Genomic DNA, 15302 nt, shown 5'->3' on the forward strand with positions numbered 1-15302 from the left:
AAGTCCGATACCGCAAAGGTGCAGCAGCCAAGCCCTCAGCCCCAGCCCGACGCAGAAACACAATCGGCAAACCCGGCCACGTCGCGGGCACCAACGGCAACACCGGAAACGGCAAAGCCGCAAACTGCTGAGCCGCAAAACAGCGAAGCCCGAATCGCCACGCTCCCCCTTCCGGTCACGCCTGCACCGGCCCACCGGGCACGCACCCGCGGGCGACACTGGTTTCTGGCACTGTCCTTTCTGCTGGTCTGTGCCGCACCCGTTGCCGCAACCGCCTATTACCTCTGGACCTATGCGGCAGATCAATATGCCTCGAACCTCGCCTTTTCAGTCCGGTCAGAAGAACAGGGATCGGCCGTCGAGTTGTTGGGGGGTGTGACCGAGCTGTCGGGCTCAAGCTCCGCGGATACCGACATCCTTTTTGCCTACCTGACCAGTCAGGAACTGGTGTCAAAGGTCAATGATCGCCTTGATCTGGCGCGTGTCTGGAGCAGGGTGCCGATCACTTCTGACCCTGTGTTTGCCTATGATCCCACGGGCACGATCGAGGATTTGCTGGCCCATTGGCAGCGCAAGATTTCCATCATCTATGACAGTGGAACGCGCCTGATCGACGTGCGTGTTCTGGCCTTTGATCCCGGCGATGCGCAGGCCGTTGCGCAGGCGGTGATGGATGAGAGCACTGCGATGATCAACGCGCTGTCCGACATCGCACGTGACGACGCCATCAAATACGCACGTGACGAACTCGCCGTCTCGTCTGGCCGGTTGAAAGAGGCGCGCCAAGCCCTGACCCGCTTTCGCAATCGTACGCAGATCGTCGATCCCAGCATCGATACGCAGAATCAGATGGGCGTTCTGGTCACGCTGCAACGGCAACTGGCCGATGCATTGATCGAATTTGACCTTTTGCAGGACACGACACGGGCGGGTGATCCGCGCATCTCGCAGGCCACGCGGCGGGTCGACGTCATCCAGAAACGGATTGACGCCGAACGCCAAAAACTCGGCCTTGGTACAGGCGCTGAGGGCGGCGTTGTTTTCGCCGATCTTGTTGGCGAATACGAAGGGCTGATCGTGGACCGTGAGTTCGCCGAGGCGGCCTATACCAGCGCGCTGGCCACACATGACGCCGCACTCGCCGAAGCCCGCCGGCAAAGCAGATATCTGGCCGCGCACATCCGCCCGACGCTCGCACAGCAGGCCGAGTACCCCGAGCGGATGAAGTTTGTTCTTCTGGTGGCGCTGTTCGGGTTCCTCGCGTGGACCATTTTGAGCCTTGTGTATTACAGCCTGCGCGATCGCGCCTGAGAGGGGGAATGCCATGATCAGTTTGGATCGACTGACCAAGACGTTCTGGGCGAAAGGTGGACGCAAACACGTTGTGGACAACGTGAGCGCCATCTTCCCGACCGGCGCAAGTGTTGCTCTTTTAGGTCGCAATGGTGCAGGCAAAAGCACACTGTTGAAGCTGATTGCAGGCACGGTCCGTCCGACGTCGGGGCGTGTCCTCTCAACCGGATCGATTTCGTTTCCTGTCGGGTTCGCGGGGTCGTTTCACCCGGACATGACAGGCCTTCAGAACGCGCGGTTTGTTGCGCGTCTCTACGGTATCGATACCGACGAACTGGTCGATTTCGTCGAGGATTTTGCCGAACTGGGCCCCCATTTCAGGATGCCATTGCGCACGTATTCATCGGGCATGCGTGCGCGCCTTTCGTTCGGCGTGTCCATGGGAATTCCGTTCGACACCTACCTTGTGGACGAAGTGACATCCGTGGGTGACGGCGCATTTCGCGACAAAAGCATCGCGGTGTTTGATGAACGGCGGCGCAACGCAGGCGCTATCGTGGTGTCACATTCCGAGTTCATGGTCCGCCGGATTTGCGACATGGCCGCGGTGCTGGAAAACGGCAAGATCACGATACATACCGATGTCGAAGCCGCGCTTGAGCATCACGCAGAGAACCTCAGCCGCGCTCCGACCCACCAGTTGCAACGCGCGTCATGAGTACGACGGAGTCCATGAAGGTTGGGGGCGCGGGTGCGATGTTGCGGGTGCTGCGGCAGTCATTTCGTCTGTCGTTGCTGCACCGGTTTGTAACAATCGCCCGCCAGGATGGTCTGATCCGCGCAACCGCCAAGGCGCGTGGCTTTCTCAGCATGCAATGGCGCGGCTCTTCCCATACTGTCTTGCGTGATGCATCAAGCGGCGCTCAGGGCGAGACGCAATACCTGCACGGCATCTGGCAGCAACTGGCGCAGGGTGAGGCATTTCATGTCAGCACCCCGACACAGTCTGCCGATCATCGGTTTGTGGCCATCATCGGCGATCTCAACCTTCCTCAATGTCGCAAATACCGCGTCGAGCAACTGGCGCATTTCTGGCAAGCGCGCGGTGTGTCTTGCGAATACGCCCATTACGAAGACTTGCCGCGCGTCACACGTTTGTTGAGCCAGGCGACGCATGTCACCGAATATCGGCTGCCATCAACGCCACTGACAGAAATGCTGCGCTACGAGGCAAGGCGGCTGCGATTGCCGATCATCTACGACATCGACGACCCGCTGTTTTCCGTTTCAGCCTATGAAACCTATGGCAACATGACGGCGCTGACGCCGTGGCTCAAGCAGCACTTTTTGGCCGAGGCGCCCAAGTACCTGTCCATGATGAACGGGGCAGACATGATCACTGTTTCAACCCCCGGATTGGCGCAGCATACCGCACTGTACTCCGCGCGCCCGATCCATGTGCGCCGCAACTATGCGGACGAGGCCACGTTGACGGCGGGCGCGCGTGCCTTGGCCTTGCGCGGCGAAGATGACGGTGTGTTCCGCGTCGCCTTTGCCAGCGGGTCGCAAGGTCACGAAGTGGACTTTGCCGAGATCGCAGAGGCGATGGAGGAATTTGTGACGGCCGCGCCAAACCGCCGGCTACTATTGCTTGGGCATATCGATCAGAGCGCATTGCCCAAAGCGCTCTCTCAGCGCACGGAAGCAGTCCCGTTTTCAACCTATGACGACTATCTTGCAGCGCTGGCGCGCGCCAACTGCGCCGTGATGCCATTGGCCGATGATGCATTCAATCAGTGCAAAAGCGCTGTACGGGTGATTGACGCGAGCGCAGTTTCCGTACCCTCCATCGTCAGTTCTGTGGGCGATCTGGCACAGATGATCGCCCCGGGCGAAACCGGCCATGTCGCGCGCGCACCCGGGGATTGGCTCAACCACCTCAACACGCTGGCAAAAGATCCGGCCAAGACCGCACAGATGGGCAAGGCCGCTCGGCAAGCGCTGGAATCACGGTGGTCGGGCGCGGGCACTGCCCAGATCGTGGATCAGGACATACTCGACTGGGTTCATGGATGAGCAAAAGGCACATTCTGCTCGCAAATGTGTTCTACGCTCCGTTCACCTATGGCGGCGCGACAATTGTAGCCGAAGAGCTGGCCAAAGCACTCGTCGCGCGCGGTGATTGCCGGGTTACAGCCGTATCCCTTTGCACCCGCGCCGAGCTGAAGACCTACACCGTGGTCAAATCCGAGCGTGACGGCATCGTGAATTACGTGATCAACGTCCCCGAACACCGCAGTTATCACGAGATGTACAACAACCCACACGTCACGGCGCTGCTGGGCGAGTTGATGGACGGGCTGCGTCCCGACCTTGTGCACGCACATTGCATTCAGGATATGGGCAGCGGAGTTCTTGAGGCGGCCAAGGCCCGCAACATCCCCACCATCCTCAGCATCCACGATTTCTGGTGGATTTGTGAACGCCAGTTCATGATCCGACCAGACGGCAGGTATTGCGGGCAATCCCCGGTCAGCATTGACGCCTGTCGTGGTTGCGTGGGTGATATGGGTGCTGCGCGGGCACGGTTCGATCACCTTCAACGGATGGGCGCATTGGCAGATTGCGTGACCTATCCCAGTCAGTTCGCCCACGATCTGGTCACAGCCTCGGGTTTTGCACCACTGCGTGGCGTCGTCTTAGAAAACGGGGTGCGCCTGCCTGACCCGGGCTTTGCCGACAAGCAGCGCGCACGCCGCGCCGCTGATCCAAGGCTGACCTTTGGCTTTGTCGGGGGGCCATCGCATATCAAAGGCTGGCCGCTGATCCGGTCTGCGTTCCGGAATATGCAGCAGGATGATTTCCAGGTTCTGTTGGTCGATGGCAGCAACGATGGATCATGGTGGACCCCTTTGGACATCGAAGGATTGCCTGGCGACTGGCGCATTCACCCGCGTTTCGATCAGGTCGATATGGATGATTTTTACGCACAAATCGACGTGCTGCTGTTCATGTCGCAATGGAAAGAAACGTTTGGACTGGCCATCCGCGAAGCACTCGCACGCGGCGTGAAGGTCATCCAAACCGACAGCGGCGGCACTGTAGAGCACGTCGCGGCCAAATCCGCCGACTTGATCCCGATTGATGCATCTCCATCCATTCTGCAGGCCCAAATTTCCGAAGCACTGGACCGGCATCCGACGCCAACCACGCCCGTTCCCGTCACCAGCTATGCGGATCAGGCAGCCGAGTTTCACCAGATTGTGGAGTATGCCCTTGCCATCCCCGCCAGACGAACACCCGGATCGCGTTCACATTCTGATGGCCGTGTTCAACGGCGCTGACACGCTGCCCGCCCAACTGGCCAGTTTCGTTGACCAGACACACAAGAATTGGTCTCTGCTGGCAAGTGACGATGGGTCGCTGGACGATACGCGATCTGTCTTGAATGGGTTTCGCAACACGCATGATCACGCCCGCATTGAGATTATTGATGGGCCGAAAAACGGTGCTGCTGCCAATTTCCTCGCCATGCTGCGCCACGTCGCAAATCAAAAATCCGCACCTCAATGGATCGCGTTTTCCGATCAGGACGACGTGTGGCTGCCGGACAAGGTGGCGCGCGCGCTGACAGCGCTGAAAAAGCAGGATCCGACGGTGCCTGCGCTCTATTGCGGACGCACTTGGGTGACGTGCCCATCGCTTTCGACGCGACGGCTCTCTGCGCCAAGACCCAGAGCGCCCGATTTTCGCAACGCCCTCGTCCAGAACATCGCGGCGGGCAACACAATCGTGTTGAACCCCGCGGCGGTCAAATTGGTGCTGAATGCAGTGCGCAAGGTCAGGACTGTCGTGGTGCATGACTGGTGGCTTTACCAGTTGATTACCGGTGTCGGGGGCGTGGTCATTCACGATGATGCGCCCTGCCTGCTTTATCGTCAGCACAGCAGAAATCAGATCGGCGTGAACGACACGATGCGGGCGCGACTTTACCGAATGATACAGTTGCTGCGGGGGATTTCCGAGCATGGAACCGAACCAATATCGCTGCGCTGCGCGCCACGGCGAACATGCTGGACCCTCACAATCGCGCCCGGCTCGAAGCCTTTGCCAAGCTGCCATCGCAACCCCTTTGGCGCCGCTTGGCATCACTCAGGAACTTGCGGCTATACCGCCAGACACTTGGTGGCACAGCGACGCTGTGGTTCGCCGTGGTGTTCCGTTTGGTGTGATCCCGGGCACAGTCGCCGGTGCCCTGCGAATGCTTGGTATTCTGGGCTTGCGCTGCATCCCGTTCTGCTCAAGACATAGGAAGAGCAGAAAATTCATGGAGTAAACTCATGAAAATCGCGGTGATTGGCACAGGCTATGTCGGTCTTGTTTCAGGCGTATGTTTTTCGGACTTTGGCCACGACGTCGTGTGCGTCGACAAGGATGCCTCCAAAATCGCGACTTTGAAACAGGGCGAGGTGCCGATCTACGAGCCCGGTCTTGACGCACTTATGATCAAGAATGTCGAGGCGGGCCGCCTGTCCTTCACCGACGATCTGACCAGTGCCATCGACGGCGCGCAGGCCATCTTTATCGCCGTCGGCACGCCGACCAGACGGGGCGACGGGCACGCCGATCTTACCTACGTGATGGCCGCGGCAGAGGAAGTGGCAAAGCTGGCGTCGGACTACGTGGTGATCGTCACCAAATCGACGGTGCCCGTGGGTACCAATCGGCAGGTCAAGCAGGTGGTGCGCAAGGCCAACCCGGACCTTGATTTTGACGTGGCCAGCAACCCTGAGTTCCTGCGCGAAGGTGCTGCGATTGACGATTTCATGAAACCTGACCGCGTTGTCGTCGGTGTCCAGAACGATCGCGCTGCCGACGTGATGGCCGAGATTTACCGCCCCCTCTTCCTGCGTGACTTTCCCATCGTGACCACCGATCTGGAAAGTGCGGAGATGATCAAATATGCCGCCAACGCCTTTCTGGCGACCAAGATCACCTTCATCAACGAAATCGCCGCCCTGTGTGAACGGACCGGCGCGGACATCAAACAAGTGTCCAAGGGCATGGGGCTGGACGGGCGCATCGGAAACAAGTTTCTGCATGCAGGGCCCGGTTATGGCGGGTCATGTTTCCCCAAGGACACCAAGGCGTTGGCCCGGATCGGTCAGGAACACGCCGTGCCCATGCAAATCACCGAGACGGTCATCAAAGTCAATGAAGAGACCAAGCGGCGCATGATCGACAAGATTTTTGACCTTTGCGATGGTCAATTGTCGGGCAAGACGGTCGCCATTCTCGGGGTCACCTTCAAGCCAAACACGGACGACATGCGCGACGCCCCGTCGCTGACCATCTTGCCTGCGTTGATCGGGGCCGGGGCCAAGGTGCGGGTGACAGACCCCCAGGGCCAGCACGAAGGCACGGCCCTTTTGCCGGGTGTGCAGTGGTCTGACAATGCCTACAAGGCCGCGCAAAATGCTGATCTTGTGGTTATCCTGACCGAATGGAACGAGTTTCGCGCGCTTGACCTCAAGCGCTTGGCACGGCGCATGGCGACCCCGCGCATGGCTGACCTGCGCAACATCTATTCTGCACAAGATGCTAAGCGTGCAGGGTTCGCAGCATATGACAGCATCGGGCGCGCCGCCTGGACTGCGGAACAGGCCGAGTGATGCCAAAGGTTCTGATCACTGGTGGTTCGGGCTTCATCGGGTATTTTCTGGCCAAACGGCTGCTGGAAGACGGGTTCGAAGTGATCGGTTTCGATGCCCTCACCGACTATTATGACGTCACTCTGAAACAGCGCCGCCAGCAGATGCTGCTGCAACATCCCGGCTTTCGCGCCGTCAATGAACGGGTCGAGGCCGAAGGTGTGCTGGCCACTCTGGTGGCCGAGGCGCAGCCAGATGTCATCGTGCATCTCGCCGCCCAAGCCGGCGTGCGCTACTCCATCGATAACCCGCGCTCTTACGTGGATTCCAACTTGATCGGCACGTTCAACTTGCTTGAGGCGGTGCGCAAAACGCCTTGCAACCACCTGCTGATCGCCTCCACATCCTCAGTCTATGGCGCCAATGCCAAGATGCCTTATGCCGAAACGGACAAGGCCGACTTGCCCATGTCCTTCTACGCCGCCACCAAAAAGGCGACCGAGGCGATGGCCCATTCCTATGCCCATCTCTACGGTCTGCCGATCACGATGTTTCGGTTTTTCACCGTCTATGGGCCGTGGGGCCGCCCGGACATGGCGCATTTCAAATTCACCCGCGCCATCCTCGAAGGCGAGCCCATCGACATCTATAACCATGGCGATATGTCGCGCGATTTCACCTATATCGACGATCTTGTGGCGGGTATTCGCGGGCTGATTGACGCCGTGCCGCAGCGCGTTTGCGACCCCGATGAGATCGAAGAGGGCGATAGCCTGTCCCCCGTCGCCCCCTACCGTGTGGTCAACATCGGCAACTCTGCCCCCGTGCCGCTGATGGAGTTCATCGGCGCGATTGAATCGGCGCTCGAGCAAGAGGCACAAAAGAATTTCATGGAGATGCAGCCCGGCGACGTCCCGGCGACATGGGCTGATGGCACCTTGTTGTCCCGCCTGACCGGCTATGAGCCGCAAACAACTGTTCAGGACGGCGTGGCCCAATTTGTGGCATGGTATCGCGATTATTATCAGGTATGACGCAGCAACGCGTTACAGAAATCGACGACCCGGACGTAATTGTGTAACATTTCATTTGCCGCGACTCGCGAGCGCCCTTATGTTGAGGCACGGGAGGACGGAATGGACGCACTGATTTGTGACGCGCAGCGCACACCGATCGGCCGCTATGGCGGCGCTCTTTCAGCTGTGCGCACTGACGATCTTGCAGCAGCGCCCATCGCCGCGCTGATGGCCCGCCATCCCGATCTGGATTGGTCCGCCATCGACGACGTGGTCATGGGCTGTGCCAATCAGGCGGGCGAGGACAACCGGAACGTCGCCCGCATGGCCGCCCTGCTGGCAGGCCTACCCGTGGACGTGCCCGGCATCACCGTCAATCGCCTGTGTGCCTCAGGTATGGATGCCGTCGGGATTGCAGCGCGCGGCATCAAGTCCGGCGATCTGGACATCGCCATCGCGGGCGGCATTGAATCGATGACACGCGCCCCTTTCGTCATGCCAAAGTCCAACGCTCCGTTCAGTCGGGCGGCGCAGGTTTACGACACCACCATCGGATGGCGCTTTGTGAACCCCGCGATGCAGGCGGCCCATGGCATCGATTCCATGCCCGAAACCGCCGACAACGTCGCCGAAGACTGGGGTGTCAGTCGTGCGGATCAGGACGCATTCGCCGCGCGGTCTCAGGCACGGTGGGCCGCTGCCCACGCCGCAAATGCCTTTGCCGATGAGATCGCCCCCGTCACGATCCCGCAGCGCAAGGGCGACCCCGTGATCGTGGACACTGACGAACACCCACGCCCCGACACAGACACTGATATGCTGGCCAAACTTCGCGGCATCAACGGACCGGACAAGACGGTCACCGCTGGCAACGCTTCGGGCGTGAACGATGGCGCAGCGGCCCTGCTGATCGCCTCGTCCGACGCCGCGGAGAAACACGGGCTGACCCCCATGGCGCGCATCGTCGCGATGAACGCCGCAGGCGTGGCCCCCCGCGTGATGGGCATCGGCCCCGTCCCCGCGTGCCGCAAGGTGCTGGACCGCGCAGGGTTAAGCATCGACCAGATGGACGTCATCGAACTGAACGAAGCCTTCGCCGCACAGGGTCTCGCCACCCTGCGCGACCTTGGCGTGGCGGACGAGGACCCGCGCGTGAATGCGCAAGGGGGTGCCATAGCCATCGGCCATCCGCTCGGCATGTCCGGCGCGCGCCTTGTCATGACCGCCGCCTATCAACTTCAACGCACCCAAACCCGATATGCGCTGTGCACCATGTGCGTCGGCGTCGGGCAAGGGGTCGCGCTTATCCTCGAAAGGGTCTGAAATGTACGCACAGATGATCAAATCCGAAGCCTCGACAGACGATCCCGAAAAACTCGCCGCGTTCCAGGCCCGCATCGACGCAGGCGACAAGATCGAGCCCAAGGACTGGATGCCGCAGGGTTATCGCAAGACCCTGATCAGGCAGATCGGGCAGCACGCGCACAGCGAGATCGTCGGCCAACTGCCCGAAGGCAACTGGATCACCCGCGCGCCTACGCTGGAACGCAAGGCGATCCTGCTGGCCAAGGTGCAGGACGAGGCGGGGCATGGTCTGTACCTCTATTGCGCCGCCGAAACGCTTGGGGTCAGCCGCGACGAGATGACCGAGATGCTGCTAGACGGGCGGATGAAATACTCATCCATCTTTGCCTATCCGACCCTGACATGGGCGGATATGGGCGCGGTCGGTTGGCTGGTCGACGGCGCGGCGATCATGAATCAGGTGCCGCTGCAACGCACCAGCTTTGGCCCGTATGCCCGTGCGATGGTGCGCATCTGCAAAGAGGAGTCATTCCACCAGCGGCAGGGCTTTGACATCATGATGAAGATGGTGAACGGGACCGAGGCGCAAAAACGCATGGCGCAAGATGCGCTCAACCGGTTCTGGTATCCCGCGTTGATGATGTTTGGCCCGTCGGACGCCGAAAGCGTGCATTCCGAACAGTCCATGCAGTGGAAAATCAAGATGAACGGCAATGACGAGCTGCGCCAGAAATTCGTGGATCAGACTGTGCCGCAGGCCGAATATCTGGGCCTGACCATCCCCGACGAAGACCTGAAATGGAACGAGGACAAGGGCGGATATGATTTCACCGGCCCCGACTGGTCCGAGTTCTTCGACGTTCTCAAAGGCAACGGCCCCTGCAGCACCGAACGCATCGAGGCCCGGCAAAAGGCGTGGGACGACGGTGCATGGGTGCGCGAGGCACGCATAGCCCACGCCGCCAAGAAACGCACAGCACGGGTGGCTGCAGAATGAAACTGGCGCAACTCAATGTCGGCTATGCACGCTATCCCACAGATGATCCGCGCATGGCCGAGTTCATGGATAACCTCGACCGGATCAACGCGCTGGCCGAACGCAGCCCCGGCTTTGTCTGGCGAATGCAGGCGGGCAATGGCAATGCCACGGATATCGCGGTGCCGGGCGATCCGGACCTGATCGCCAACCTGTCGGTCTGGACGGATGTGGCCAGCCTTGGTCACTACGTGTTCAACACGGTCCATGCGCGGTTCTATGAAAAGGGCGACCATTGGTTTGACCCGATGAAGGTGCCACATGTGGTCATGTGGCATATCGCTGACGGTCATATCCCTGATCTGCACGAGGCGATGGATCGGCTTCATTACCTGCGCTCCCATGGTTCGACCGACCATGCTTTTGGCTGGGATGCAGTCGACGCAAACGCGTGGCGGCGCTGCGCCACGGCAGCGGAGTAACGCACATGTCGACAGAATGGCCCCTTTGGGAAGTCTTCATTCGCGGGCAGCACGGGCTGTCCCATCGCCATGTGGGCAGTCTGCACGCGACAGACGCTGCCCACGCCATCCAGAACGCCCGCGATGTCTACACCCGCCGCAAGGAAGGCGTCAGCATCTGGGTCGTGCCGGCCGCCGAAATCACTGCCTCGTCGCCCGATGACAAGGGCGCGCTGTATGATCCGGCGGATGATAAGGTGTACCGCCACCCCAGCTTTTACGACATTCCCGACGACGCAGGCGCGATGTGAGCATCAACGGCCTGATACGACTGGGGGACAATGCGCTGGTGCTGGGCCAGCGCTTGTCGGAATGGTGCGGCCACGCCCCGGCACTGGAAGAAGACATCGCGCTGGCCAACATTGCCCTCGACCTGATTGGGCAGACACAGTTGTGGCTTGGTCTGGCTGGTGAACGCGAAGGGGCCGGGCGCAGCGCAGACACGCTCGCCTTTCACCGCGACGCATGGGATTTTCGCAACCTGCTGCTGGTCGAACAGCCCAACCGCGATTTTGCAGTGACAATGATGCGCCAGTTCCTGTTCGACGCATGGCATTTCGAGGCGCTGACGGCGCTGAGCACGCATGACGACGACGAGATCAATGCCATCGCCCAAAAATCGCTGAAAGAGGTCACATATCACCGCGAGCGAGCCACGGATATGGTGATCGCCCTTGGGGACGGGACCGAGGAAAGCCATGACCGGATGCAGGGCGCGCTTGATCGTATGTGGCCCTATGTGGGCGAAATGTTCACCACGGACGCCGACGACCTGACGGATATGACCGCTCTGCGGCCCCGGTTTGACGCCCACGTAATGGCCGCGCTGGCCGAGGCGACCCTGACTCGACCGAAATCGGACTTTGCGCATCTGGGCGGTAAGACCGGCACACGCCACTCCGAACATCTGGGGCACATGCTGGCCACGATGCAGGTCCTGCCCCGCAGCTATCCGGACGCGACATGGTAGAAACACGCGCCTCGGTATCGGATGTTTGGGCGTGGTTGTCTGACGTGCCCGACCCGGAAATCCCGGCGATTTCGCTTGTCGATCTGGGCATCATCCGGGACATCGCATGGCAGGGCGACACGCTCGAAGTCACAGTGACGCCGACCTATTCCGGCTGCCCCGCCACCTCCGTCATCAACTTCGAAATTGAGGCGGCGTTGCGGGCTCATGGCATCCAAAACCTGTCTCTAAAAAGGCAGATTGCGCCACCATGGACCACCGACTGGCTGTCAGATGCCGGTCGCGCCAAGCTTGAGGCCTATGGGATCGCTCCGCCCCAACCCGCAGGCGGGCCGCAGCATTGCCCGTTGTGCAAATCGACATCTGTCGAACGGATCAGCCAGTTTGGCTCCACTCCCTGCAAGGCACAATGGCGGTGCACCGACTGCCTTGAACCTTTTGACTACTTCAAATGCATATGACCGAATTTCAACCCCTCACCGTCAGCCACATCCATCACACGATCCGGGACGCCGTTGTGCTGACCCTGGCGCCAAAGAACCCCGGCGCATTCGTGTTCGTCCCCGGCCAGTATCTGACGTTCAAACAAGATTTTGACGGTACCGAGTTGCGCCGCAACTATTCAATCTGCGCAGGCCTTGACGACGGCACGTTGCAAGTTGGCGTCAAACGCGTTCAGGGGGAGCGTTTTCCACCTTTGCCAATACCGCACTCCGTGTCGGCGATACGCTGCATGCGATGCCGCCGATGGGCAGTTTCCGCGTCGATATCGAGCCTGAGAAGGGTAAAACCTACCTCGCCTTTGCGGGCGGGTCGGGGATTACGCCGATCCTGTCGATCCTGAAAACGGTTCTGGCGCGCGAACCTGCCAGCAGTTTCACCCTGATCTATGCCAACCGCGCAGTGCACACGATCATGTTCCGCGACGAGCTTGAAGATCTGAAAAACCGGTATATGGACCGGTTTACGTTGATCCACGTGCTGGAAACCGGGCAGGATATCGATCTGTTTTCGGGCCGTGTGGACGCTGAAAAGTGCGCCACTCTGTTCAAGTCGTGGATTGATGTCAGGTCCATCGACACCGCTCTAATCTGCGGACCAGAGCCAATGATGTTGGCCATTTCCGCCGCGTTAGAGACGCATGGACTACGCAAGGACCAGATCAAATTCGAGCTGTTCGGCGCAGGCCAGCAGGGCAGGCTGGCGCAACAGGCGTTGAAAGACGCCAGTGCTGACGCGCCCGACACCCATGGGCAGATCACGATTGATGGCACCACACACCAGTTGGAACTCGCCAAGGACACCTCGGTGCTTGAGGCCGCCATCCAAGCGCGTCTTGATCCACCTTTTGCCTGTCGCGCCGGGGTGTGCAGCACCTGCAAGGCCAAGGTGACCGAGGGCGAATACCAGATGCTGAGCAACCACGCCCTTGAAGACTATGAAGTCGAGGCAGGGTTTGTGCTGACCTGCCAGTGCTATCCGCTGAGTGACACGCTCACCGTCGACTACGACCAACACTAGGGGGCCATCATGCGCGAAGTTCACAGTTTTGCCGCCGGTCAATGGATTGGCCCCGGCGCTGGCGTACGCGGCATTGAAAGCGCCATCACCGGTGAGGTGATCGCGCAGGCCGGCAACGACACGCTGGACGTTCAGGGGATGCGCGGCTTTGCGCGCGAGGTCGGCGCACCCGCCCTTCAGGCCATGACGTTCCATGACCGCGCGCGCATGCTCAAGGCGCTCGCGCTGCACCTGCGTGAGCATCGCCAGATGCTCTATGACCTCAGCTTTGACACCGGTGCCACGCAATCCGACCACCTGATCGACGTGGATGGCGGGATCGGCACGATGCTGGTCTTTGCCTCGAAAGGGCGGCGCGAGATGCCGGATGGGCAAGTCTATCTGGATGGACCTCCGGAACAGCTTGGACGGACGGGGCAGTTCATGGGGCAGCACATCTGCACCCCGCTGCACGGGGTGGCCGTTCACATCAACGCCTTCAACTTTCCCGTCTGGGGGATGCTTGAAAAACTCGCCCCGACCCTGCTTGCGGGTATGCCTGCGATCATCAAACCGGCCACCGCCACGTCCTATGTGACCGAGGCATGCGTGCGCCTGATTACCGACAGTGGCATCTTGCCCGACGGTGCGCTGCAACTGATCGCGGGCGGCACCGGCGATCTGCTGGATCACCTTGATTGTCAGGACGTGGTCGCCTTTACCGGATCAGCGAGCACCGCAACCAAGCTGCGCGACAACCCGAACCTGCGTGGCAACGCCGTGCGGTTCACAGCGGAACAGGACAGTTTGAACGCGACAGTTCTTGGGCCAGATGCCACCCCCGGCACAGCCGAATTCGACGTCTTCATTACAGAGACAGTGCGTGAGATGACGGCCAAGGCGGGTCAGAAATGCACCGCCATACGTCGGATCATCGCGCCCCAGTCCCAAGTCGACGCCGTGATCTCGCATCTTACTCAAAAGCTCTCGGAGATCGTTTTCGGCGACCCCCGTGCAGAGACGACGCAGATGGGCGCATTGGTCTCTAACGCGCAGAAAGCAGACGTTCTGTCAGCAGTCAAACGGATTGAAACTGACGCTGAACACGTATTTGGCGATGTTGAGGATTTTGCGATGGCGGGCCATCCGGGCGCGTTTGTGCCGCCGATGCTGTTTCATTGCGCAGACCCGGACACAGCTCACGCCGTGCACGATGTCGAGGCGTTCGGGCCTGTTTCGACTGTCATGCCGTACCGTGACCTTGATCATGCGGCGCGCCTGCTCAATCGCGGGAAAGGGTCGCTTGTCGCTTCGGTCATCACGCATGATGCACAAGCCGCCCGAGCGCTTACCATCGCGTCTGCTGCATTTCACGGGCGGCTCTATTTCAACAACCGCGACTCGATGGCGGAAGCGACCGGGCATGGAGCCCCCTTGCCGCACATGGTCCACGGCGGACCGGGGCGCGCAGGCGGAGGTGAGGAATTGGGCGGGATACGCGCCGTCAAACACTATATGCAGCGCACAGCGATACAGGGTAGCCCCGACATGCTGTCTGCCATAACCGGACAGTGGATACCCGGCGCGACCGAAGCGGTGGAGCAGGCACATCCCTTCACCAGGACTTTTGCAGAACTCAACATAGGCGACACGCTGCACACACCGTCACGCACCATCACGCTGGACGACATAGACACGTTCGCCCATTTCACGGGCGATACGTTCTACGCACATATGGATGACACTGCGGCAGCGGCGAACCCGTTCTTTCCGGGGCGCGTGGCCCACGGGTACCTGCTGCTCAGCTTTGCGGCGGGGCTGTTTGTGCAACCCGATCCCGGCCCCGTTCTGGCCAATACCGGCCTGGATTCCTGCGGTTCATAAAGCCGGTCGAGGCCGGTGACAGCATCAAGGTGCGCCTGACGGTCAAATCAAAGACACCCCGCAATGACGATTATGGCGAAGTGCGCTGGCACGTCACGCTGACCAACCAAAATGACGAGGCAGTGGCAGAATATGAACTGCTGACGATGAATGCCTGACGACGCGCATCAGCGGGCAATTGCGGCC

At 60.4% G+C, this 15302-nt stretch carries 13 protein-coding genes and 2 pseudogenes; all 15 read left to right on the forward strand.

Annotation, left to right across the window (positions count from 1 at the left end):
- Positions 1 to 18: 18 nt before the first annotated feature.
- The 15 genes and pseudogenes from ACERZ8_RS05175 (at position 19) to paaZ (ending at position 15274) form a co-directional block, all read left to right on the forward strand.
- Entirely contained in the window at positions 19 to 1311 is a 1293-nt protein-coding gene (locus ACERZ8_RS05175; protein WP_407591070.1) for a capsule biosynthesis protein, read from the forward strand.
- A 13-nt stretch (positions 1312 to 1324) separates the two neighbouring features.
- On the forward strand, positions 1325 to 2011 hold the full coding sequence (locus ACERZ8_RS05180; RefSeq protein WP_407591071.1) for an ABC transporter ATP-binding protein: 687 nt from the start codon (positions 1325 to 1327) through the stop codon (positions 2009 to 2011).
- The gene (locus ACERZ8_RS05185; protein WP_407591072.1) at positions 2008 to 3369 is read left to right on the forward strand and encodes a glycosyltransferase family protein; all 1362 of its coding nucleotides are present in this window, start codon (positions 2008 to 2010) and stop codon (positions 3367 to 3369) included. Before ACERZ8_RS05180 ends, ACERZ8_RS05185 begins: the two co-directional genes overlap by 4 nt.
- Positions 3366 to 4637, forward strand: coding sequence for a glycosyltransferase family 4 protein (locus ACERZ8_RS05190; protein WP_407591073.1), 1272 nt, complete (start codon positions 3366 to 3368; stop codon positions 4635 to 4637). The genes ACERZ8_RS05185 and ACERZ8_RS05190 overlap by 4 nt, the downstream gene beginning before the upstream one ends.
- The gene (locus ACERZ8_RS05195; RefSeq protein WP_407591074.1) at positions 4615 to 5604 is read left to right on the forward strand and encodes a glycosyltransferase; all 990 of its coding nucleotides are present in this window, start codon (positions 4615 to 4617) and stop codon (positions 5602 to 5604) included. The genes ACERZ8_RS05190 and ACERZ8_RS05195 overlap by 23 nt, the downstream gene beginning before the upstream one ends.
- Positions 5605 to 5633: 29 nt before the next feature.
- Entirely contained in the window at positions 5634 to 6965 is a 1332-nt protein-coding gene (locus ACERZ8_RS05200; protein ID WP_407591075.1) for a UDP-glucose dehydrogenase family protein, read from the forward strand.
- Complete coding sequence (locus ACERZ8_RS05205) at positions 6965 to 7978, forward strand: SDR family NAD(P)-dependent oxidoreductase (protein ID WP_407591077.1); 1014 nt, start codon at positions 6965 to 6967, stop codon at positions 7976 to 7978. Before ACERZ8_RS05200 ends, ACERZ8_RS05205 begins: the two co-directional genes overlap by 1 nt.
- Before the next feature lie 102 nt (positions 7979 to 8080).
- Positions 8081 to 9283 carry a 3-oxoadipyl-CoA thiolase gene (gene pcaF, locus ACERZ8_RS05210; RefSeq protein ID WP_407591079.1) on the forward strand — a complete coding sequence of 401 codons (1203 nt, stop codon included), beginning with the start codon at positions 8081 to 8083 and terminating at the stop codon, positions 9281 to 9283.
- 1 nt (position 9284) lies between these two features.
- Complete coding sequence (gene paaA / locus ACERZ8_RS05215) at positions 9285 to 10262, forward strand: 1,2-phenylacetyl-CoA epoxidase subunit PaaA (protein ID WP_407591081.1); 978 nt, start codon at positions 9285 to 9287, stop codon at positions 10260 to 10262.
- Positions 10259 to 10723: a DUF3291 domain-containing protein gene (locus ACERZ8_RS05220; protein WP_407591082.1), complete on the forward strand. Its 465-nt coding sequence runs from the start codon at positions 10259 to 10261 to the stop codon at positions 10721 to 10723. The genes paaA and ACERZ8_RS05220 overlap by 4 nt, the downstream gene beginning before the upstream one ends.
- 5 nt (positions 10724 to 10728) lie before the next feature.
- Positions 10729 to 11013 carry a 1,2-phenylacetyl-CoA epoxidase subunit PaaB gene (gene paaB / locus ACERZ8_RS05225; protein WP_407591083.1) on the forward strand — a complete coding sequence of 95 codons (285 nt, stop codon included), beginning with the start codon at positions 10729 to 10731 and terminating at the stop codon, positions 11011 to 11013.
- Positions 11010 to 11732 carry a 1,2-phenylacetyl-CoA epoxidase subunit PaaC gene (gene paaC / locus ACERZ8_RS05230; protein WP_407591084.1) on the forward strand — a complete coding sequence of 241 codons (723 nt, stop codon included), beginning with the start codon at positions 11010 to 11012 and terminating at the stop codon, positions 11730 to 11732. Before paaB ends, paaC begins: the two co-directional genes overlap by 4 nt.
- Positions 11726 to 12193 carry a 1,2-phenylacetyl-CoA epoxidase subunit PaaD gene (gene paaD / locus ACERZ8_RS05235; RefSeq protein WP_407591086.1) on the forward strand — a complete coding sequence of 156 codons (468 nt, stop codon included), beginning with the start codon at positions 11726 to 11728 and terminating at the stop codon, positions 12191 to 12193. The genes paaC and paaD overlap by 7 nt, the downstream gene beginning before the upstream one ends.
- Positions 12190 to 13253: pseudogene (locus ACERZ8_RS05240) on the forward strand (2Fe-2S iron-sulfur cluster-binding protein). Before paaD ends, ACERZ8_RS05240 begins: the two are co-directional and overlap by 4 nt.
- A gap of 9 nt (positions 13254 to 13262) precedes the next feature.
- Positions 13263 to 15274 (forward strand): annotated as a pseudogene (gene paaZ / locus ACERZ8_RS05245) (phenylacetic acid degradation bifunctional protein PaaZ).
- The last annotated feature ends 28 nt before the right edge of the window (positions 15275 to 15302 follow it).

Origin of the sequence: Tateyamaria armeniaca, assembly GCF_045797845.1 — a bacterium.
Classification (GTDB): Bacteria; Pseudomonadota; Alphaproteobacteria; order Rhodobacterales; family Rhodobacteraceae; genus Tateyamaria; species Tateyamaria armeniaca.